The following is a 19,681-nucleotide window of genomic DNA, read 5'->3' as shown; positions in this document are numbered from 1 at the left end:
GCGTCAGACCCCGAAAAGCTGCTTGGCGATGACGTTCTTCTGCACTTCGCTGCTGCCGCCGTAGATCGTGCGGACGCGGCCGTACATGTAGTTCTGCACCCATTCGATGCCGGAGGCCTCGACATTCGCGCCGGCGGCATCGGTCGGGCGGAAGCGCGGCGCGAGGCGTTCGCCCACCGCGTCCAGCGCGATCTCGCCCACATGCTGAGAGGTCACGCTGGTCGACAGCTTCAGCACCGAGGGCAGCAGGCCGAGCGAGCGGCCTTCCATGGTCGCCGCGACCGCTTCCTGGCCGAGCGCCTGGGCGCCACGCAACTCGGCCTCGGCCAGCAGCAGGCGTTCCTCGAGCAGGCTGCGCTTCATCGCATGGCGCGGCGCGGCGAGTTCCTGCGCCAGCAGCGTGCGGGTGCGTCCGAGGTGCTTCATCGCGGGCGCGACATTGGCGCCGCCGAGGCGCTCGCGTTCGAGCAGGAACTTGCCGTAGGTCCAGCCCTGGCCTTCCTCGCCCACGCGGTTCGCCACCGGCACGCGCACATTGTCGAGGAAGACCTCGTTCACGTGGTGCCAGCCATCGATCGTACGGATCGGACGGATGGAGATACCCGCCGAATCCAGCGGGATCAGCAGCAGGCTGATGCCCTGCTGCTTCTTCGCCTCCTTCGAGGTGCGCACCAGCGTGTACATCCAGTCCGCTTCTTGCGCGTGGGAGGTCCAGGTCTTCTGGCCTTCCACGATGTAGTCGTCGCCCTCACGCCGCGCCGCGGTGCGCAGCGAGGCGAGATCCGATCCCGCATTGGGTTCGGAATAGCCCTGGCACCACCAGTCCTCGCCGCTCAGCATGCCGGGCAGGAAGCGCTTCCTTTGCTCCTCCGACCCGTATTCGATGATGACGGGACCAAGGTGCCGCAGCCCGTGATGGTATTGCGGCGGGCAATCGCATTCGGCCATCACCTCGTCGAAGATGTGGCGCTGCTTGAGGTCCCAGCCCGTGCCCCCATAGGCCTTCGGCCAGCCCGGCGCGCCCCAGCCATGGTCGAAGAGGATCTTCTGCCAGGGATACCAGACCTGGCGCGACAGCTTGCGATAGGTCGCGACCACCGCGCGGATCTCCGGCGGGCAGTGCGTCATCGCGAATTTGCGGACTTCCTCGCGGAAGGCATCGTAATCGACGGTCATCGGATCAGCGCCCCTTGAAGACCGGCTTGCGCTTTTCGAGCTGCGCGGTGCGGGCTTCTTTCGCGTCCTCGGTCTTGGACAGCTCGTAGGTGAAGTTCTGCTCGAAGCGATAGGCGTCCTTGGGCGGCATCAGCTCGACCATGTTGCAGCTCGTCTTCGCGTATTTGATGCCGAGCGGGCTCTTCCCCGCGATGCGCGCGGCCATCACCATCGCTGCCGGTAGCAATTCCTCGGGCTTCCAGACGGAATCGAGGACGCCGAGGCGATAGAGCTCGGAGGCGGCGAGCTTGTCGCCGGTGAACATCAGCCGCCGCGCGAAGGAGCGGGTGAAGAACTCATTCGCCATGGCCGCACCGCCGGCGAGGCCGACATCGATTTCCGGCATCGAGAAATAGGCGGTGTCGGAGGCCATCATGATGTCGCAGGCCGTCATCAGCCCGAAGCCCGCGCCGAGCGCCGCGCCGTTCACCGCCGCGATCACGGGTCTCGCGCATTCGCGGATCGCGTTGTTGGTCTCGCGCGTGATGCGGTTGTGATGCCAATAGGCGCCGGGGATGGTCGGATCGGGCCGCTGCTTCAGGTCGGCGCCGGCCGAGAAGATCTTCCCTTGCCCGGTCAGTACCAGCACGCGGATGTCGTCGCGGTCATTGGCCAGGTCGAAGATCTGGATGATGCGGTCGCGCACCTCGGTATTCACCGCATTCACCGGCGGGCGGTTCAGCGTGACGAGGCCGATATGGTCGGAGACGTCCAGCGTCACGACATCGGATGACATGGCGGTGCTATTTCCCTGTTTGCCGATTCATTCGGCGCGGATGCCGGCGCGGCGGATGACCCCGCCCCATTTGGCGGACTCGCTGCGCAGCATGGCACCGAGTTCCTCGGGCGTGCTGGAGACGGGCGGGCTCGATCCTGCGGTCTGCATGCGCGCCTTCAGCGCGCGATCGGCGAGCACCTGGACCAACGCCTGGTTCAGCCGGCGGATGATCGGCTCCGGCGTGCCGGAACGGACGCAGATGTAGTTGATGACACCGACCTCGAAGCCCGGGATGGTCTCGGCGATGGTGGGGACATCCGGCAGTTCCGCCATGCGCTGGGCGCTGGTGACCGCGATGGCGCGCAGATGGCCGGACTGTAGAAGCGGGACCATCGGCCCGTAGGAATCGATCGACATGGTGACGCGGCCCGCCGCGACATCCTGCAGCGCGGGACCGGTGCCGCGATAGGGCACATGCGCCATGCGGATGCCGGCTTCCATGCACAGAAGCTCGCCGGCGAGATGGCTACCGGCACCGATGCCGGAACTTGCGAAGCTCAGCGTGCTCGGCTGCGCCTTGGCGAGGGCGATGACCTCCGCGACGCGGCGCGCCGGCACGTCGCGATGCACCGCCATGACATAGGCGCCGCGCGTCAGCAGGCTGACCGGCGCGAAGTCGCGTTCCGAATCATAGGGCAGGGACGCCATCAGGTGCCGGTTGGTGATCAGCGGTCCGGGCGTGCCGTAGAGCAGCGTGTAACCATCCGCGGGCGCCTGCGCGACCGCCGCCGTGCCGATTGTCCCGCCGGCACCGCCGCGATTTTCGACCACCACGGCCTGGCCCAGTGCGGTGCCGAGCGGTTCCGCGACCAGGCGTGCCGAAAGATCGGCACCGCCACCCGGCACGAAGGGCACGATCATGCGCACGGGTCGCGTCGGATAGGCATGCGCTTGCGCCACTGGCATGGCGGCGACGCCGAGGCCGCCGCCCAGCAGCGCCCGTCGCCTCACCCCGCTCGATCTTGTGCGAATGCTCGCCATGGCCTCGTTCCTTCCCGCGCCGACCGGTTCGCCGGTGCTCAGCGCCTGATCGACCGGTCAGTCATGAGGGCAATTTGGCGCAGCCCGCACGAACAGGCAAGCGGAATGCACGCAATGGCACATGACCTCGACGATCTTGCCGTCCGAGCTCCCTGGCGTTAGCTTGTCGGAAATTGACCGAACGGTCAGGCGCAGGCGCTGCGTCCCGAGGAGAGGAGATGCCCATGTTCCGCACCACCCGCCGATTGCTGCTCGGCCTCGTCGCGCTGCCCTGGGCGGCGGCCGTGGCGAACGGGCAGGGCCTCACCATGGGTGTCGGCTCGCCGGTCTCCTCGCTTGATCCGCACTACCACCTGCTGCGGTCGAACAACGAGGTGGGGCAGATGCTCTTCGACGGACTGCTGGCCACCGATGCGCGCGCGGAGCTTCGCCCCGCCCTCGCCGAAAGCTGGCGCGCAGTGGGCGAGAATGTCTGGGAATTCACCCTGCGCGAGGGCGTGCGCTTTCACAACGGCACGCCGCTCACGACCGATGACATCGCCTATACTTTCGAGCGCATTCCCCAGATGCGCGGGCCCGGCGCGTCCTTCTCCGCCATGGTGCGGCCGGTGCAGCGGCTCGAGATCGTCGATGCCCGCACCATCCGCATGCATACCAACGGGCCCGCGCCGCTGCTGCAGACCTACCTGTCCCAGGTGATGATCCTCAGCCGCCGTGTGCATGCCGAGGCAACGACCAGCGACTTCAACAGCGGCAAGTCGGCGATCGGCACGGGGCCATATCGCCTCGTCTCGCATGCGACGGGCGACCGCATCGTACTGGAACGCAACGACCAGTATTGGGGCCCGAAGTCGCACTGGGCCAATGTCACTTACCGCATGATCACGAATGACGCGGCACGCACTGCGGCGCTGCTGTCAGGCGATGTGGACATCATCGACCAGATCTCGACTAGCGACCTCGAGCGTCTGCGGCGCGACACGCGCTTCCGCATAGCGGAGACGGCCAGCCTGCGCGTCATGTACATCACGCTCGACGGCACGCGTGAGCCGCCGGTGCCGCTGCTGACGGCGCCGGGGGATCGCAATCCGCTCGCCGATCCGCGCGTGCGGCGGGCGCTAGCCATGGCGATCGACCGGCAGCAGCTCGTCGAGCGCGTGATGGAAGGGGCGGCTCTCGCCACCACGCAGTTCATGCCGCCCGGCAGCTACAGCGCCATTCCGGACCGGCCGGTGCCCGCTGCCGATGCCGCCGGTGCACGGCGACTACTGGCGGAAGCCGGCTACCCGCAGGGCTTCCAGCTCACCCTGATGGGGTCGAACGACCGCTACATGAACGATGCGCGCGTTGTGCAGGCGATCGGGCAGATGTGGACGCGGATCGGCGTGCGCACCACGGTCGAGGCCCAGCCCTATGCCACCTTCATCGGCCGCGCGACGCGGCGCGAGGCACCCGCGGCCCTGCTCACCTGGGGCAATTCGACGGGCGAGGTCTCGGTGCTGCTGAACTCCGTCCTGCGTACGCCGAACCGCGACCGCGGCCATGGCGCGGCGAACCGCCTGCTCTATTCCAACCCGGCGATGGATGCGCTCGTCGCGGCGGCGGAGGTCGAGATGGACGATGCGAAGCGCGAGGAGCTTCTGCGCCGCGCCAGCGCCGTCGCACTGGATGACGGCATGCTGGTGCCGCTCTACCTGCAGAACGCGCTCTGGGCGATGCGCTCCGGCATCACCTATGAGGCGCGGATGGATGAGCGCAACGATCCGACGACAGTGACGCCCACCCGTTGACGGGCATTATGCCAGCGGACCGGTCAGATGACCGGTCCGTGGCCCTGAATGCCGCCCGCCGGTAGCCCGGCGCGCGAGGGCATCAGATGTTCGTCGTGGTGATACCGCCATCCACCGCCAGCACCTGGCCGGTGACGAAGCTCGCCTGATCGGTGGCGAGGAAGCAGATCGCCTTGGCGATGTCCTCCACCGTGCCGAGCCGCCCGAGCGGCGTGCGCGCGATGCGCCTCTGGTCCTTCTCGACCGTGCGGTGCTTCTGCGTGCCCTCGGTCGGCACCGCGGACGGCGCGATGGCATTCACGCGGATGCCGCGCGACCCGAGATCCGCCGCTGCCGCACGGGTGATGCCCATCACCCCGGCCTTGATGCCGCTGTAGACGATCGAGGAAGGCGTGGAGCGCAGCCCGGCCGTCGAGGCGACATTGACGATGGCGCCGCCGCGCTCCGGATCCATCGCCTCGGCGGCGGCCTGGATGCCCCAGATCACCGACTTGAAGCCGACCTCTACCATGCGGTCCACTATTTCCGGCGCGATGTCCGGCACCGCCTGGTAGCGCACCCAGGCCGCGTTGTTCACCAGGATGTCGAGGCGTCCAGCGCGTTCGGCGAGGCCCAGCACGGCTGCGCGAATGCCGTCACGCGTCCCGACATTCTGCGCGATGCCGATCGCATTGCCGCCCGCCGCCTCGATCGCAGCGACGGTCGCGTCGACGAATTCCTGCTTGAGGTCGTTCACTCCGACCACCGCACCCATCGCTGCCATACGCAGCGCCGTCGCGCGGCCGATCCCGTTGCCCGCGCCGGTGATGAGCGCGACGCGCCCGGCCAGCGTCATGTCCTGCAGTTCCATCGTTTCTCCCTTCACCGTGCCGTCGGCACGATCAGCGCATCCAGCGCCACCGCGCCTTCGCCCGCTGGGCGCACCAGCAGCGGGTTGATGTCGATCTCGGCAATGTCGTCCGCATGCTGCGCGGCGAAGCGCGACAGCGCGGCGAGGGCCGATGCCGTCGCGGCAAGATCGGCCTTCGGTCGGCCCCGCGCACCATCCAGCACGGCGAAGGCCTTCAGGCTGCGCAGCATTGCCATCGCCTCGGCCTCATCCACCGGGGCGGGGCGCACGGCGACGTCCTGCAGCACCTCGGCGAAGATGCCGCCGAGCCCGACCAGCACGACAGGCCCGAAGACCGGGTCGCGCTTGGCGCCGAGGATCATCTCCGTCCCCCCACGCACCATGGGGGAGACGAGCACGCCCTCGATGCGCGCGGATGGCGCCGCGTCCCGCACGCGCGCCAGCATCACGTCATGCGCCGCGGCGACGGCCTCGGCGCCGTCCAGGCCGAGCACCACGCCGCCCACCTCCGTCTTGTGCGGCAGGTCGGGCGAGACGATTTTCAGCACCACCGGGAAGCCCATGGCGGTCGCGGCGGCAGCGGCCTCGGCCGCGTTGGCGACGATGCATTCGGGCAGCACCGGCACGCCCGCCGCGGCCAGCGCCTGCTTCGCGCCGGCCTCGGTGCGCAGCGCCGCGGCATCGACCGGCGGGGCCGGAGGCAGCGGCGCGGACAGCGGCGGCAGGGATCGAGCGGCGGCCAGGTCGCACAGTCCCGCCAGCGTCTGCGTCGACGGCCCCACGCCATCCACCACCGGGAAGCCCATGCCGGTCAGTTCCGCCACCGCATCCGCCGGGCCGTGCACGGCGAGCATCACCACCTTGCCGGGATGCTTCTCCCGCACCGCGCGCAGCGTCGGCATGTAGACGCTGCGCAGCCGCGGCAGGTAAAGCGAGGCAGACATCAGCACCAGCAGCGCGTCGCAGGCATCGTCTTCCAGCAGCGCCGCGAGGATCGTCTCCAGGATCTCGGGACGGCTCGACATCTGCGCCGTCGCATCGACCGGATTGCGGGGCGAAGCATAGGGCACGACGTCGAGGATGCGCCGCTGCGTCTCCGCGGACGGGGAGGGCAGGGACAGCCCGGCCGCCGAGGCGGCGTCCGCCAGCAGCACGCCGAAGCCGCCCGAGGCGGTCAGCAGCATGGTGCGGCGCCCCTTGGGCAGTCGGTCGCCCAGCACGGCGGCGGCATGGCCGAGGTCGAGCAACTGCTCGACGCTGTGCACGCGCACCGCACCGGCACGGCGGAACACCGCATCGAACACCGCATCCGATCCGGCCAGCGCGCCGGTGTGGGAGGTCGCGGCCGCCTGGCCGGCTTCCGATGCGCCGATCTTCAGCACGATCACCGGCTTGCCGGCCTCGCGCGCCATCTCCAGCGCGCCGGTCAGCCGCGCGGCATCGCGGCAGGTCTCAAGCACGCAGAGGATGACCTTCGTCGCATCATCCTGCGCGAGGAACGCGATGCAGTCCGCGATGTCGACGTCGCATTCGTTGCCGGTGGTGATGAAGCGGCTGGCGCCGATGCCGCGCTCACGCGCCAGCAGCGCGGTGTAGCTGCCGAGATTGCCGCTCTGGGACGCGATGCCGAGCGGGCCGACCGGCGGCAGCCCGTTCTCCAGCACCACCGAGAAGGTCGCGATGCTGCGTTCCGCGACGGACGCCGCGCCGAGGCAGTTCGGCCCGAGCACACGCATGCCGCTGCGCAGCGCCGTGGCGCGCAGCCGGTCCTGCATGGCGAGCCCGGCCTCGCCGAGTTCGGCGAAGCCGGAGGAGAAGATCACTGCCGCCTTCACGCCCCTCGCCGCGCAGGCGTCGAGCGCATCGGGCGCGACCTCTGCAGCGACGGAGATGATGGCGAGGTCCGGTGCTTGAGGCAGCGCGTCGACGGAAGGGAAGGCCGGCAGGCCCTGGACCTCCTTCGCGCGCGGATTGACCGGGTAGATCGCGCCGGGAAAGCCGAAGCGACGCAGCAGTTCCACCGGCCGGCCACCGATCTTCGTCGCATCCTGCGACGCGCCGATGATGGCGATCGACCGCGGGGCCAGGATGGCCTCGAGGCCGGCACCGAGCGCCGCCATGGCTCAGCGCCCCTTGAAGTTGGGCTTGCGCTTCTCGATTACGGCGGTGCGGGCTTCCTTCGCATCCTCGGTCTTGGACAAGGCAAACGTGAAGTTCTGCTCGAAGCGATAGGCGTCGCGCTGCGGCATCAGGTCCACCATGTTGGCGGAGGTCTTGGCGTAGTTGATGGCGAGCGGGCTCTTGTTCGCGATGCATTCGGCGTAGCGCATCGCTTCCGCCAGCAGCTCCTCGCGCGGCAGCGCCTTCTCGATGATGCCGCGGCGATACAGCTCCGCGCCGGTCAGGCGCCAGCCCGTGTACATCATGGTGCGCATGGCGGAACGGCCGAAGATGGTGCGCAGCATGGCGCCGCCGCCGGCCAGGCCGACATCGATCTCGGGCATGCCGAAGGCGGCGTCCTCCGCGGCGAGGTAGATGTCGCAGGCGGCCATCAGGCCCATGCCGGCGCCGAGGGCCGCACCATTCACCGCCGCGATCACCGGCTTCGCGCATTCGCGGATGGCGTTGCCGGTTTCGCGCGTGACGCGGTTGTGGTCGAGGAAGGCACCGGTCTTGGTCGGGTCCGGCCGGTCCTTGAGATCGGCGCCCGCGCAGAACGCCTTGCCCGCGCCGGTCAGCACCGCGACGCGGATGTCGTCGCGTTCGGAGACGGCGTCGAAGGCCGCGATGATCGCATCGCGCATCGCCCGGTTCAGCGCATTCACCGGCGGCCGGTTCAGCGTGACGAGGGCGATGTAGTCGGAGACTTCGAGCCTGACGATGTCCTCGGCCATGACGGTTCCTTCCCCTTACTGTCGCCGGCTGGCCTCGCTGCCTGACCGGTCGGTCAGTTTCTTCCTACCGCGCCCGCTGCCACTGCGCAATATGCCATGCTGATTGACCGTCCGGTCAGTTACGCAAGGCGCGGCGCTGTCCGAGACGCAAGGAGCAGTAGGAATGGTTCGCGAGCCGGGAGCCGCTTCCGATCGGCCACCGGCGTCCTTTCGATGGTGGCATGATCGGAAGGAGGCGCTATTCCGCCCTCAGTCCTTTGAAAATCAGGTCGAAATAGGATTCGGCGATCTGCGCCGGCGTCATGCTCTTGTCCGGCCTGTACCAGCGGTGCATCCAGTTCAGCGCGGACAGCACCAGCCGCCCGGTCAGTGGTACATCCACCGGTCGAAATTCGCCCGCATCGATCGCATCCTGGATGAGCTGGCGGATCAGCCCCTCATAGCGGTCGCGCCACATCATGCGTTCGCGATGGCGACGCAGTTCGGGGTCGCTCCAGAAGGCGGCGGTGGACGCGATCCAGTTCGACCTATGGCGCTGGAAATAATCGCCCGTTGCGATCATGAAGGCGCGCACGCGCTCCAACGGCGTGCCCTTCTCCGGCAGCCGGTCGAGCACGAATTCATAGAGCCGCTGCGTCGAGCCCAGCGCGATGCGGGCGTAGATCTCGTCCTTGTCGGTGAAGTGATGATAGAGCAGCGACTTCGAGATGCCGCAGGCCTCGGCGATGTCGCGCATCGAGGTCCCGTCATATCCGCTGGACGCGAAGAGGCGCGCCGATTCCGACAGGATCTGCATCATGCGGTCGCTGCCGTCGTTCACCTCGCCCGCCACGGCCTTCACTGCGGCACGCGCCATCCAATCCCTCCTCCTGCGCCGGACCGTCCCGGCTCCGACCAACCGGTCAGCCCCGCCATTTTCGCACAAGCGAAATCGCCGCGCCAACAGGATCACGTCATTCCAGCGTGACGCCGACCCGGCGGATGATGGTGCCCCAGATCTCCTTCTCCTCGGCCAGCATGGCGGCGAAGCCCGCGGGGCTGTTGGTCTCGATGATCCCGCCCTCATGCACCAGGGCCTGCCAAAGGGCGATGTCCTGCATCACGGCGATCGTCGCGGCATGGATGCGCGCGAGCACCGGCGCCGGGATCCCGGCCGGCGCGAAGAGCCCATACCAGTGCTGGCGGCCGAGATCGGTCAGCCCTGACTCGGCGAAGGTCGGGGTCTGCGGCAGGGCGCCGACGCGCGTGTCGCCGGTCACCGCGATCACCTTCACGCGCCGCTCGGCGGCGAGGCCGAGCCAAGCGGGGATGCCGTCGATCGCGAGCGGGATGTCGTTGCGCACCACGCCCTGCTGCATCGGTCCCGTGCCGCGATAGGGCACGTCCATCAGGCTGATCCCGGCGGCGACCTGCAGCGCCTCCCCGGTCAGGTGGGTGGAGTTGCCGCGCCCGGTGATGCCGTATTGCAACGGCTCGCGCGCCGCCTTGGCGAGGGCGACGACGCCCGCCATGTCGTTCGCCGGCAGCCCGGTATTGGCATAGAGCGCGAGCCGCGTGCGGATCAGCAGCGAGATCGGCTGGAACTGCGCCGCAGTATAGGGCAGGCGGCGGAACAGGAAGGGGTTGGTGAGGAAGGTGGTCGAGGTCCCCATGAACAGGGTGGCCCCGTCCGCCGGTGCCGATGCGACGTATTCCGCGCCGATGATCGTCGTCGCCCCACCGCGGTTGTCCACCACCACCGGCGCTTCGAGCCGCGCCGCCAGGGCCTGCGCGAATTGCCGCGCGAAGAGGTCCGGCCCGCTGCCGGCGCCATAGGGTACCACGAACCGGATCGGCCGGGCCTGCGCCGAAGCGGGCCGTCCGGCCGCGAGGGCGACCGCGGCGCCGAGCGCGGCGCGGCGAGGCATGCGGAATGCCATGACGGGATCCTCCATCTTGCTTGCGGGGGCAGGTCTAGACCCTGACTGACCGTCCGGTCAATGCGAGGATGGCCTGTCCTGCTGCACCGCCTCGGCCAGGAAGTCGAGGAAGACGCGCGTCTTCGCCGGCATCAGCCCGGATTGGCGGAACACCGCATAGATGCCGAGGTCGAAGCCGGTATTCGTCGCCAGAAGGCGCGGCAGCAGCCGCCGCAACCGTCCCGCGGAGAGGTCCTCCCGCACCGTGTAGTCGTCGAGCAGGGCGATGCCGTGGCCGGCCAGCGCCATCTCGCGCAGCACCTCGCCATTGTTGGTGGTGAAGCGGGCGGGGATGGTCAGCTCCTCCGGCACGCCCTTGTCGAGGAAACGCCAGACCACGTCTTCCGGCCCCTGCCAGTAGGTCAGGCAGTGCTGGGCGAGGAGGTCGCGCGGCACAGTCACCTTCGGCATGCGGGCGAGGTAGGCCGGGCTTGCCACCAGCACGCGCTCGCAGCGCAGCAGCCGCCGTTGCATCAACGCGGCATCGGCCGAGGGGCTGAGACGGAGGTCGATATCCACCTCGTCCTCAGCCATGCGCGCGGGGTGCTCGGTCAGGCGCAGCTCGACCCGCAACTCCGGATAGCGTGCCTGGAAGGCGGGGATCAGTGGCGCGACCACGCGCATGCCGAACATCAGGCGCGAATGGATCCGCAGCGTGCCGCGCGGCGTGGCTTGCAGCGCGGTGGCGGCGGCCTCGGCATCGGCGATATCCTGCAGGATCGGCTCCAGCCGGGCGAGGTATTCGCGCCCCGCCTCGGTCAGGGTGAGGGTACGGCTCGTTCGGTTCAGGAGCTGGACGCCGAGGCCGGCCTCCAGCGCCGCCACTTGGCGCGAGACCGACGCCGGCGACAGCCCGGCATGGCGCCCGGCCGCGGAGAAGCTGCCTTCCCGCACCGCACGCGCGAAAAGCTCCATCGATTGCAGCCGTCGCATGTTCCACCTTTACGGAAAGCGCAAAGATACTGTGCTGACTTACCGTATTGTTGCGATAGGTGGCGATCCCCTAATCTCGGGCCATCGGTAAGCGGGGAACGAACTCCATGGAATTCGGCATCTTCATGCTGATGCAGCAGCGTGGCTATCACCAGACCTCGGACCAGGTGCTGCGCGCCGCGGTGGAGCAGACCATCGCCGCCGACCAGGCCGGCTTCGACGCCGCCTGGTATGCCGAGCACCACTTCTCCAATTACGGTCTCTGCCCCTCACCGCTGATGATGGTCGCGCATGTGGCGGGGCTGACGAAGCGCATCCGCCTCGGCAGCGCGGTCTGCGTGCTGCCGATGTACAATCCGGCGCGGTTACTCGCCGAGGCGGGCTTCGCAGATGCCATCTCCAATGGCCGGCTCGAGCTCGGCATCGGCTCCGGCTACCAGAACTACGAGTTCGAGCGCTTCGGCGTGAAGATCGAGGAGGCGCTGCCGATCTTCCACGAGTTCCTCGACGTGCTGAAGGCCGGCATGACGCAGAAGGGCTTCATCTACGAAGGCAAGCATCTGCGTTTCCCGAAAACCGCGATCAGCATCCGTTCCGTGCAGAAGCCGATGCCACCCATCTGGATGGCCACCGGCAATCCCGAGACCATGGGCCTTGCGATCCGCGGGGGCCATTCGCTCTTCGTGACCGCGCTGCTGCAGGGCACCGAGAAGCTGCAGCAGATGCGCGCGACGCTGTCCGGCATCGCCGCGAAGGAGGGGCGCGACATCGATGATACGCGCGTCGGCCTGCTGCGCTGCGCCTTCGCCAGCGACAGCGAGGCCGAGATCACCAGCTACCTCGAGAATGCGCGCTACCAGCGCCGTATCTCGGAGGCACTGAAATTCCGCCGCGCCCATTCCGATGATGGCTTCCTGGTGCACGAGGAGGAGAGCCCGAACGACATCCCGTTGGAGCAGATGCGCGCCAACCTGCCGGTCGGCAGCGTGGATCGCGTGATCGAGCGGATGGTCGAGGAGATCCGCATCCTCAAGCCGAAGCACCTCGCGATCCAGATCCAGCCCGGCGACTTCGACACGCGCAGCACGCTGAAGCAGATCGCACTGTGGGGCGAGCGGATCATTCCCGCGATCCGCAAGGAGCTCGGCAGCGGGGTGCCGTCGGCTTCGATGGCCGCTGAATGATGCGCAGTCACGACGCCTATGGCCCAACTCTTGGCGAGGCGATGCGGTTCTCGCCCGCTGAAACGGAAATTGGTCCGATAGCGGCGGATGCCTAAGCGATCCCTTGATTTCATTATTGGTTCGTCTATCTGCGTGTCACGCACCGGTTCGTGTCTCACGGCCGCGGCTAGTAGGTCCAGAAGCAGCACCCCCTCGGAGCGGCATCAGTCCTACCGAGTGGGTTTCGCAAGCAGCGCTTGCGGACCACGGTAGTGCTTGTGCTGCGTTCGCGTGTGGCCGGTTGGCACTCAGTCGCCCTCTTCAATCTGCGGTCCGGCGCGATGCGTCGGACTGCTTTGTTAAGGGCTGGACCCATGACTGCTTCCGTTCGAGCTCGCCGGCGCCCTGCCGGCCCGTCTGATCCCACTCCCGACCTCCAGTGGATGAAGCGCCTCGCGCTGTCGGTGACCAACCGACCGCCGGCTGCGCTCCAGCCCGCCGCCCGCAATGCCCGCACCCACTCGCGCAAGCAGGTGCAGCAGATTGCGGCGAGCATCCGTGAGTTCGGCTTCGTCAACCCGATCCTCGTCGATGCCGAGGATCGGGTCATCGCCGGCCACGGCCGGGTCGAAGCCGCCAAGCTGCTCGGCCTCCCCGAGGTGCCGGCGGCCCGCCTGGATCACCTTACCCCTGCGGAGAAGCGCGCCTACATCATCGCCGACAACGGCCTGGCCGAGCTGACCGGGTGGGACGATGCCACCCTCACGGCCGAGCTGCGGGAGCTTTCGGCCCTCGATCTCTCCTTCGATCTGGAGATCACCAGTTTCGACACCGGCGACATCGAGCGCCTCATCTCCGCGGTCGACGCAGCCGATGCTGATCCGGCCGACGAGCTCCCGGAGCCGGCGGCCACCGCGGTCGCGCAGCCCGGCGCCCTCTGGCCTTTCGGCCAGCACCGCCTAATGTGTGGCACTGCTGCCGCGCGATGCGCCGTGGCTCGCCGCGTAGATCAGCGAGCTGCTAGCCTTCCCGAACGGGGCGCATGACGACCAGGTCGACAGCACCTCGCAGGCCCTGGGGTGGCTGTCGCGGAGGATCGCCGCGAGCATCCCACCGATGAGGCCAAACCCGACACGGCCTGCAGGCGCTGCGCGACGGCGCCATGAGGGCGAGGCGCCGCGGCGGTTGGGGGGGGTTTACAGGCCAGGGCCTCGACGGCCCTGGCGCCTGTCGGGACGCCCCTGCGGGCGCCGGCATGGGCGCCTAGCCGATGGGGTGCAGTACGACGCCGCAGTCGGATGATGTGGCGTCGGCCGTGACCAGTCAACATCGCTTCCGTGTGGCGACCCATCCACCACTATCGGAGTGCTCTGCTGCCCTCCGGCAGGGCAACTTGGCCAAGTCGGCGAAGGACACGCGCGACCACCGTCTGGGCTGCTGCTGACCACCCACTCGGCCGGCGCCTTCGCAGCGGCAGTCTCTCGCGCTGCCGGGGCGGAGGATTTCTGGCTCATCTTCACTCCATCGATGGTTACGATGAGCCAGAAATCCTCCACTCCTCAACATCCCCGATCTGTCTCATTGGCGCCGACGCCGGACAAGGGGCTGGAGGAGCCGGCCCAGGACTCCTTTCACGGCCGCGTGGCTATGGCATCGGCCGTCGCCGCGCTGGCCATCGCCACCTCCTGGACGGCGACGACGTGGTCGCGTTGTGGCGGGCATGGTGAGGATCGCGGCCCCGGCCTGCCGCCGCGCCATGTCGACGATGTGGTCATGATGCGTGAAAAGGACGACCTGCGCGGTACGGCCCAACCGACTCAACAAGGCCAGGGTCGCGTCGGCGCGACGATCGTCGAAATGCACCAGGAGGTCGTCGGCGATGAACGGCAGCGGCTCGGCCTGCGCGGCATGCGCCTCAAGGCCGCGACGCGTAGCGCCAGGTAAGCTGATCGCCCGTCCCCTCGCTCAGCCCCTCAATCGGGCACTCGATCCCATGCTCCATGCGCGGACCGGCGATTGCCGGGCCAGGATTGCGCTGTGCTAGGCTGAGCAGCAGGCATAGGATTGCATCGATGGCGACACGTGCAACAGTCGATTTCAGCATCTCCCCGATCGCTCCGAGACGACGCGCGATCCATGGCGTCACCATCGGGATCATGGTGCTGGACACGCAGTTCCAGCGCCTTCGGGGCGATATCGGACATGGCACTACGTGGCGATTTCCCGTGCAGTACGCCGTCGTCCGCGGTGCGACGCCCGACCGGATCGTGCGGCCGACGATCGACGATGGTGTGCTCGACCTGTTCGTGCGTGCGGCGGAGGAGCTTGTTGCATTCGGCGTCGACGGCATCACGACAAGCTGCGGTTTCCTCGCGCTGCTGCACCCGGAACTTGTCGCCAGGTGCCCTGTTCCCGTCGCCACCTCGGCCCTGCTACAGATCCCGCTCGTGCAAAGCATGCTGCCGGCCGGCAAGCGGGTCGGTGTGTTGACGATGGACAAGGCGTCGCTGACGCCGGCGCATTTTCGCGCCGTCGGAGCGCCCACGGACCTGCCGATCGGCGGCATTCGGCAGGACAGCATTTTTCGCCTCAACCACAAGACTTCCGCCGCCGTGGTGCGCCACGCCGATCACGAGGCCGCCGTGCTGGAGGCAGCAAACGAACTTCTACGTCAGCATCCGGATGTCGGTGCCCTTGTGCTCGAATGCACCAACCTCCCGCCCTACTCCGCGTCGCTGGAGGCAGCGTTTGGCTTGCCCGTTTACGACATCGTAACGCTGGTCGAGTGGTTTCACGCCGGATTGCGGCCGCGCCGGTTCTGACCCTTCTGGCGAGAGCCGCTGCTGGCTGGCCGACCTTTTCCAGGAACGGCCAGATGCTCTTTGCAGCCAAACCAAAGGGCATGCTGAAGGGCCGAAAGGTGATGCTCACGCGACCGGCGCCAGTCGCCGCGAGTTCCGACGTTTTCTCCGCCACGGTCGCGACCGAGCCGCAAAGAACACAAGCAAATGCCTACTCAGCAGCGGTAGCGCGGCCACGGCGCGTGGCATACCGATTAACGTGCGGCCTCAGACCGAGATTCTCCCGCAGCGTCGCGCCTTCATAGGCCGTGCGGAAGCGGTCGCGTCGCTGGAGTTCGGGCGTCACAAACTCCACGAAATCGTCGCAGCCCGCCGGGAGATGCGTTGGCGTGATGTTGAAGCCGTCCGCCGCACCTGTGTCGATCCACTCCTCCATCACATCCGCAATGTCGGCCGCTGTGCCGATCAGGCAGAATCCGCCGGCACCGACCAAGGACAGACACAGGTCGCGGATGGTCCAGTTGCTCGCGCGCACGCGCGCCATGATGCGTGCGACGCCGCTCCGCACCTGAGCCTCCCCCTTCGGCTCTGGCACCGGGCCATCGATCGGGTAGCCGCTGAGGTCCCCGAACTCGTTATAGACGCGCGCCAGACCCACCAGCGGATCAACCAGCGCCTGTAGTTCGTCGAACTTCGCTTGCGCCTCGGCCCGCGTGCGCCCGACGATAGGGCGCAGCGCCGGCATGATCTTCAGGTCGTCCGCGTCGCGTCCATGGCACGCGAGACGTCCCTTGACATCGGCATAGTACTCGCGCGCCGCAACGATGTTGTCCTGCGCCGCATAGATCACGTCGGCATGCTGCGCGGCGATGTCGCGCCCCTGACCCGCTGCGCCCGCCTGCACCAGGATCGGGCGCCCCTGCGGCATGCTCGCGACGTTGAGTGGCCCGCGCACCTGGAAATGCTTTCCTCGATGGTTGAGCAAATGCATCTTCGCTTCGTCGTAGAACAGGCTGTTGGCGCGGTCATAGACCAGCGCATCCGGCTCCCACGAATCCCATAGTCCCGTCACAACCTCGACAAACTCGGCGGCGCGCTCATAGCGCGTGTCGTAATCCAGATGCTTCGCGCGGTTGAAGTTGCGTGCCTCCGCATCCGACCAGGAAGTGACGACATTCCACCCCGCACGGCCGCCGCTGATCAGGTCCAGCGTCGCGAATTTCCGGGCGATGTGATACGGCTCATTGTAGGTGGTCGAGGCGGTGGTGACCAATCCGATATGCTTCGTCACTGCGGCAAGCGCGGGCAGCAGTGTCATCGGCTCCATCTCGACGAGTTCATAGCCAGAGCGGGCCAACGACCCGGCGGGCTCGTCCTTCTCGCGGATGCCGATGCCGTCGGCGAAGAAAATCATGTCGAACAGGCCGCGCTCGGCAGTCTGCGCGTTGCGGACATAGTGGTCGAAGCGCAGCGTGCCGTCGGCCGGCACATCCGGATGCCGCCAGGCGGCGACATGGTAGCCTAACCCGCGCATCGACATGCCGAGCTTGATGTGACGCTTCGCGGTCATGCAGTCGTCCTTATGGCCTCGCGGCGCGGCTTGTGTTCGAGGGTGGGGATCGCCGCAATCAAAGCCTGGGTGTAGGGGTGCTGCGGCGCGCCAAATACCTCCTCCGGCGTGCCCGCTTCGACAATGCGACCATGGCGCATAATGGCGACGCGATGCGCGATGTGCCGCACTACGCCCAGGTCGTGGGAGATGAACAAGTAGGAGGTACCGAGGCGTTCCTGCAGATCTCGCAGCTGGTTCAGGATCGCCGCCTGGACGGAGATGTCGAGTGCGGAGGTTGGCTCATCGCAGATGACGAGCCGTGGTTCAGCGGCGAAGGCACGCGCAATAGAGACGCGCTGCTTCTCGCCCCCCGACAATTGGTGTGGATAGCGGTCGAGATAGCGTTCCCCGAGCTTCACCGCATCCAGCAGTTCCAGCACGCGTGCACGCAGATCGGCCGACCAATGCGCGATGCGATGCAGCTTCAGCGGCCGCGCGACGATGTCCTCCACCGTCCAGTGCGGGTTCAGCGCGGCTTCGGGGTTCTGGAAGATGAACTGGATGGCACGTTGTTCGGCCCGCACGCGGTCCTGCACCATGGGTCGGATGACTGAGTTTTCGAGTAGGATGTCCCCGGCATTGGGACGCAGGAGGCCGGCGACGCAGCGCGCGAGTGTCGTTTTGCCGGACCCGCTCTCCCCCACGACAGCCAGGGTGCGCCCCTGCGGAATATCGAGTGATACGTCATCGACCGCGCGCACTAGTCGTTGTTGCCGCAGGAAGGGTAGCTTCAGGCGGGACGTGCGGCCGAAGCTGCGCTCGACGCCGATGATCTGCAACAGCGGACGGTCGGTCGATGCCGCAGGAACCGCGATGGCATCGGGCATCGGCGTAGCGCCGCGCGCGATGCGGTCGCGTTCGAAGCAGCGCGCACGATGGCCGGGGCCGACCGTCTCCAGCGTCGGGATGCCGCGACGGCATTCTTCCTGCGCCGAGGCACAGCGCGGCTCGAAGATGCAGGCTACAGGCACGGCGCGCAGATCCGGCAGGCGGCCGGGAATGTCGGTGAGGCGTGCCTGCGTGTGGTCGATCGTCGGCAGTGCGTTCATCAGCCCGATCGTGTAGGGGTGGCGCGGTGCGCGCAGCACCTGCGCCGTGCTGCCTTCCTCGACGAGTTGCCCGGCGTAGAGCACGCCGACGCGATCGCAGACCTGCGCGACCACGCCCATATTGTGACTGATGAACAACACCGCGATGCCGAGCGCGCGCCGCAGATCGTTTACCAGGTCGAGGATCACCGCCTCGGTTGTCACGTCGAGCCCGGTGGTGGGCTCGTCCATCACCAACAGGTCGGGATCGCAAGCTAGGCCCATGGCGATGACGACGCGCTGCTGTTGCCCGCCCGAGAGTTGATGCGGGTAGCGATGCGCGATCTCATCCGGATAGGGCAACTGTACCTGGCCGAGCAGGGTGACCACGCGCGCCCAAGCAGTGCGGCGATCGGTCTTGCGATGGCGGCGGATGGTTTCCGCGATCTGCTCGCCCACCTTGATGGCCGGATTCAGCGCGCTCATCGGGTCCTGATAGACCATGGAGACGACGCGCCCGCGCGTGGCGGCGAGCGCCTGGGGGGTCATTTCCATCACGTCCTGGCCGCGCAGCATGATGCGGCCCATCACGCGTCCTGCCGGCACATGGCGCAGCACGGCGTAGGCAAGGCTGCTCTTGCCCGATCCGGATTCACCGATGAGGCCGTAGGCCTCCCCCGGCGCGATGCGAAAGGAGACGTCGCGCACCGCCTTCAAGCCGCCCGCTTCGCTGCCATAAGTGATGGAAGCGCCGATCACTTCGAGCGTCGGTGCGCTGGAATAGGCCGGGGGCGCATCCGCGTCGAGAGCCTGCGGTTCAACGTTCATCGGGCGCGGTCGCCTCCTGGCATAGCGATACTTCGCCTCAGGCGCTCGCCCACCAGCACCGTGCCGACCGAAACGATGGCGATGGCGAGCGAGGGGAAGACCGGCAGCCACCAGGCGAGTTCAATGAACTGCTGCCCATCCCGCACCATCAGCCCCCAGGCCGGCGTCGGCGGCGTCACGCCGATGCCGAGATACGCGAGTGAGGCGGAGAGCAGGATCGCCGAGGTCACGCGCAGCGAGAAATCCACCACGATGATCATCAGAACATTGGGCAGCAATTCGCGCGCCAGGATGAACAGCCGCGATTCGCCACGGGAGCGCGCGGAATCAATGAACTCCCGTGTCGCGAGGTCCAGCACCACGGACCGCACCAACCGCGCCGATCGCGGCCAGAACACCAATCCGATCGCCGCGACGACGTTGACCGGGGCCGGCCCCAGCATGACCACGATGAGCATGGCGAGGATCAGCCCCGGGAAGGACATCAGCGTGTCCATGACGCGCATGATGCTCTCATCGACCACGCCGCCGAGATAGCCGGCGACGAGGCCCGTCGTCGTGCCGAGGAAGACGCCAACCGCGGCTGCCGCGAGCGCGACCAGCAGCGTCGGCTGCGTGCCCGCGATGATTCGGCTGAACAGGTCGCGGCCGAACTCATCCGTGCCAAATGGGAAGGCGGCGCTCGGGGCCTCCAGCGAATGCAAGGGATCGAAGGCCAGCGGATCGCGTGGCGCGATCTGCGCTCCGAAAGCAATGAGCGCGACCATTACAAGCAGGAAGCCGATACAGGCGATGTCGCCGACTCCGAGGCGGCGATACAAGGCCGGCAGGGGGAGTGCGATGGCCATGC

General features: G+C 67.7%; 17 protein-coding genes. 5 read left to right on the top strand and 12 right to left on the bottom strand.

Going from position 1 to position 19,681, the window contains the following annotated elements; genetic code table 11:
* Positions 1-3: 3 nt before the first annotated feature.
* The 3 genes from AC2YHJ_RS15540 to AC2YHJ_RS15530 are packed head-to-tail and all read right to left on the bottom strand — an operon-like array spanning position 4 to position 2,974.
* A complete protein-coding gene (locus tag AC2YHJ_RS15540) occupies positions 4-1,176 on the bottom strand; it encodes an acyl-CoA dehydrogenase family protein (RefSeq protein WP_487396987.1) in 1,173 nt (390 codons plus the stop codon).
* A gap of 4 nt (positions 1,177-1,180) precedes the next feature.
* Positions 1,181-1,951, bottom strand: a complete 771-nt coding sequence (locus AC2YHJ_RS15535; protein WP_487396986.1) for an enoyl-CoA hydratase/isomerase family protein — start codon at positions 1,949-1,951, stop codon at positions 1,181-1,183.
* Positions 1,952-1,978: 27 nt separating this feature from the next.
* A complete protein-coding gene (locus AC2YHJ_RS15530) occupies positions 1,979-2,974 on the bottom strand; it encodes a Bug family tripartite tricarboxylate transporter substrate binding protein (protein ID WP_487396985.1) in 996 nt (331 codons plus the stop codon).
* A 224-nt stretch (positions 2,975-3,198) separates the two neighbouring features.
* On the opposite strand from AC2YHJ_RS15530, the gene AC2YHJ_RS15525 reads away from it, so the two are divergent.
* Positions 3,199-4,764 (top strand): ABC transporter substrate-binding protein, encoded by a 1,566-nt coding sequence (locus tag AC2YHJ_RS15525; protein ID WP_487396984.1) that lies wholly within the window; start codon positions 3,199-3,201, stop codon positions 4,762-4,764.
* An 82-nt stretch (positions 4,765-4,846) separates the two neighbouring features.
* On the opposite strand, the gene AC2YHJ_RS15520 is transcribed toward AC2YHJ_RS15525, so the two are convergent.
* The 6 genes from AC2YHJ_RS15520 to AC2YHJ_RS15495 all read right to left on the bottom strand — a co-directional run bounded on the left by AC2YHJ_RS15520 (position 4,847) and on the right by AC2YHJ_RS15495 (position 11,399).
* Positions 4,847-5,614 (bottom strand): SDR family NAD(P)-dependent oxidoreductase, encoded by a 768-nt coding sequence (locus tag AC2YHJ_RS15520; protein WP_487396983.1) that lies wholly within the window; start codon positions 5,612-5,614, stop codon positions 4,847-4,849.
* 11 nt (positions 5,615-5,625) lie between these two features.
* On the bottom strand, positions 5,626-7,734 hold the full coding sequence (locus AC2YHJ_RS15515) for an acetate--CoA ligase family protein (RefSeq protein WP_487396982.1): 2,109 nt from the start codon (positions 7,732-7,734) through the stop codon (positions 5,626-5,628).
* Positions 7,735-7,737: 3 nt separating this feature from the next.
* Positions 7,738-8,508: an enoyl-CoA hydratase/isomerase family protein gene (locus AC2YHJ_RS15510; RefSeq protein WP_487396981.1), complete on the bottom strand. Its 771-nt coding sequence runs from the start codon at positions 8,506-8,508 to the stop codon at positions 7,738-7,740.
* 238 nt (positions 8,509-8,746) lie between these two features.
* On the bottom strand, positions 8,747-9,364 hold the full coding sequence (locus AC2YHJ_RS15505; protein WP_487396980.1) for a TetR/AcrR family transcriptional regulator: 618 nt from the start codon (positions 9,362-9,364) through the stop codon (positions 8,747-8,749).
* A gap of 97 nt (positions 9,365-9,461) precedes the next feature.
* Positions 9,462-10,427, bottom strand: coding sequence for a tripartite tricarboxylate transporter substrate binding protein (locus tag AC2YHJ_RS15500; protein WP_487396979.1), 966 nt, complete (start codon positions 10,425-10,427; stop codon positions 9,462-9,464).
* Positions 10,428-10,484: 57 nt separating this feature from the next.
* Positions 10,485-11,399, bottom strand: coding sequence for a LysR family transcriptional regulator (locus tag AC2YHJ_RS15495; RefSeq protein WP_487396978.1), 915 nt, complete (start codon positions 11,397-11,399; stop codon positions 10,485-10,487).
* A gap of 107 nt (positions 11,400-11,506) precedes the next feature.
* Here AC2YHJ_RS15495 and AC2YHJ_RS15490 point away from each other — a divergent pair, with 107 nt between their 5' ends.
* From AC2YHJ_RS15490 to AC2YHJ_RS15475, 4 genes are all read left to right on the top strand, one after another.
* The gene (locus AC2YHJ_RS15490) at positions 11,507-12,583 is read left to right on the top strand and encodes an LLM class flavin-dependent oxidoreductase (RefSeq protein WP_487396977.1); all 1,077 of its coding nucleotides are present in this window, start codon (positions 11,507-11,509) and stop codon (positions 12,581-12,583) included.
* Positions 12,584-13,005: 422 nt separating this feature from the next.
* Complete coding sequence (locus AC2YHJ_RS15485) at positions 13,006-13,608, top strand: ParB/Srx family N-terminal domain-containing protein (protein WP_487396976.1); 603 nt, start codon at positions 13,006-13,008, stop codon at positions 13,606-13,608.
* 490 nt (positions 13,609-14,098) lie between these two features.
* Positions 14,099-14,506: a hypothetical protein gene (locus tag AC2YHJ_RS15480; RefSeq protein ID WP_487396975.1), complete on the top strand. Its 408-nt coding sequence runs from the start codon at positions 14,099-14,101 to the stop codon at positions 14,504-14,506.
* 128 nt (positions 14,507-14,634) lie between these two features.
* Entirely contained in the window at positions 14,635-15,384 is a 750-nt protein-coding gene (locus tag AC2YHJ_RS15475; RefSeq protein WP_487396974.1) for an aspartate/glutamate racemase family protein, read from the top strand.
* Positions 15,385-15,574: 190 nt separating this feature from the next.
* Here the strand turns inward: AC2YHJ_RS15475 and AC2YHJ_RS15470 are convergent, their stop codons facing one another.
* Genes AC2YHJ_RS15470 through AC2YHJ_RS15460 form a run of 3 tightly spaced genes read right to left on the bottom strand, consistent with a single transcriptional unit; the run spans position 15,575 to position 19,679 of the window.
* Positions 15,575-16,897: an LLM class flavin-dependent oxidoreductase gene (locus tag AC2YHJ_RS15470; protein WP_487397063.1), complete on the bottom strand. Its 1,323-nt coding sequence runs from the start codon at positions 16,895-16,897 to the stop codon at positions 15,575-15,577.
* 32 nt (positions 16,898-16,929) lie between these two features.
* Positions 16,930-18,831, bottom strand: a complete 1,902-nt coding sequence (locus tag AC2YHJ_RS15465) for a dipeptide ABC transporter ATP-binding protein (protein ID WP_487396973.1) — start codon at positions 18,829-18,831, stop codon at positions 16,930-16,932.
* Entirely contained in the window at positions 18,828-19,679 is an 852-nt protein-coding gene (locus tag AC2YHJ_RS15460; protein ID WP_487396972.1) for an ABC transporter permease, read from the bottom strand. The genes AC2YHJ_RS15465 and AC2YHJ_RS15460 overlap by 4 nt, the downstream gene beginning before the upstream one ends.
* Between the last annotated feature and the right edge of the window lie 2 nt (positions 19,680-19,681).

This window comes from Roseomonas sp. SRI_022 (genome assembly GCF_057586215.1).
The sequence above is the reverse complement of the archived record's forward strand: the minus strand, read 5'-3'. Positions and strand labels throughout refer to the sequence as shown.

Excerpts from the sequence above, each read along its gene's own strand:
- AC2YHJ_RS15525 (WP_487396984.1), top strand. The coding sequence starts at position 3,199 with ATGTTCCGCACCACCCGCCGATTGCTGCTCGGCCTCGTCGCGCTGCCC.
- AC2YHJ_RS15485 (WP_487396976.1), top strand. The coding sequence starts at position 13,006 with ATGAAGCGCCTCGCGCTGTCGGTGACCAACCGACCGCCGGCTGCGCTC.
- AC2YHJ_RS15540 (WP_487396987.1), bottom strand. The coding sequence starts at position 1,176 with ATGACCGTCGATTACGATGCCTTCCGCGAGGAAGTCCGCAAATTCGCG.
- AC2YHJ_RS15480 (WP_487396975.1), top strand. The coding sequence starts at position 14,099 with ATGAGCCAGAAATCCTCCACTCCTCAACATCCCCGATCTGTCTCATTG.
- AC2YHJ_RS15505 (WP_487396980.1), bottom strand. The coding sequence starts at position 9,364 with ATGGCGCGTGCCGCAGTGAAGGCCGTGGCGGGCGAGGTGAACGACGGC.
- AC2YHJ_RS15535 (WP_487396986.1), bottom strand. The coding sequence starts at position 1,951 with ATGTCATCCGATGTCGTGACGCTGGACGTCTCCGACCATATCGGCCTC.
- AC2YHJ_RS15460 (WP_487396972.1), bottom strand. The coding sequence starts at position 19,679 with ATGGCCATCGCACTCCCCCTGCCGGCCTTGTATCGCCGCCTCGGAGTC.
- AC2YHJ_RS15465 (WP_487396973.1), bottom strand. The coding sequence starts at position 18,831 with ATGAACGTTGAACCGCAGGCTCTCGACGCGGATGCGCCCCCGGCCTAT.
- AC2YHJ_RS15500 (WP_487396979.1), bottom strand. The coding sequence starts at position 10,427 with ATGGCATTCCGCATGCCTCGCCGCGCCGCGCTCGGCGCCGCGGTCGCC.
- AC2YHJ_RS15530 (WP_487396985.1), bottom strand. The coding sequence starts at position 2,974 with ATGGCGAGCATTCGCACAAGATCGAGCGGGGTGAGGCGACGGGCGCTG.
- AC2YHJ_RS15515 (WP_487396982.1), bottom strand. The coding sequence starts at position 7,734 with ATGGCGGCGCTCGGTGCCGGCCTCGAGGCCATCCTGGCCCCGCGGTCG.
- AC2YHJ_RS15495 (WP_487396978.1), bottom strand. The coding sequence starts at position 11,399 with ATGCGACGGCTGCAATCGATGGAGCTTTTCGCGCGTGCGGTGCGGGAA.
- AC2YHJ_RS15520 (WP_487396983.1), bottom strand. The coding sequence starts at position 5,614 with ATGGAACTGCAGGACATGACGCTGGCCGGGCGCGTCGCGCTCATCACC.
- AC2YHJ_RS15490 (WP_487396977.1), top strand. The coding sequence starts at position 11,507 with ATGGAATTCGGCATCTTCATGCTGATGCAGCAGCGTGGCTATCACCAG.
- AC2YHJ_RS15510 (WP_487396981.1), bottom strand. The coding sequence starts at position 8,508 with ATGGCCGAGGACATCGTCAGGCTCGAAGTCTCCGACTACATCGCCCTC.
- AC2YHJ_RS15475 (WP_487396974.1), top strand. The coding sequence starts at position 14,635 with ATGGCGACACGTGCAACAGTCGATTTCAGCATCTCCCCGATCGCTCCG.
- AC2YHJ_RS15470 (WP_487397063.1), bottom strand. The coding sequence starts at position 16,897 with ATGCGCGGGTTAGGCTACCATGTCGCCGCCTGGCGGCATCCGGATGTG.